The sequence below is a fragment of the Pseudoalteromonas aliena genome (genome assembly GCF_038155085.1).
Taxonomy (GTDB): domain Bacteria; phylum Pseudomonadota; class Gammaproteobacteria; order Enterobacterales; family Alteromonadaceae; genus Pseudoalteromonas; species Pseudoalteromonas aliena_A.
This window is the reverse complement of sequence record NZ_JBAKAU010000065.1, coordinates 1-256: the sequence shown is the minus strand read 5'-3', so window position 1 is coordinate 256 and position 256 is coordinate 1. Positions and strand designations below refer to the sequence as shown.

Genomic DNA, 256 nt, shown 5'->3' with positions numbered 1-256 from the left:
GCTGATTTATGTGTATCTGTGTCTGATGTAGGCCGTACACTTGAAACAATGCTTGGCCTGCGCCGTGTTACAACATTTATTGACCGTGGTGAAGAATACGATGAGATTTTAAAAGGGACTAAAGAAGATTTTGCTAACCCTACTGACATATCAAATATATATCTTAAATCACGAAGCGATGAACTAGTCCCACTTGATAGCCTTCTAAGTTTAAAAGAACAAGCAACCGCATCGCGCTTAAACCGATATAACCGCA

At 39.8% G+C, this 256-nt stretch carries 1 protein-coding gene; it reads left to right on the top strand.

Annotated elements, in window-relative coordinates; all coding sequences use genetic code 11:
* Window positions 1-256 (top strand): efflux RND transporter permease subunit (locus V6260_RS18565; protein ID WP_341595569.1); only part of this gene is annotated, 256 nt, incomplete at both ends.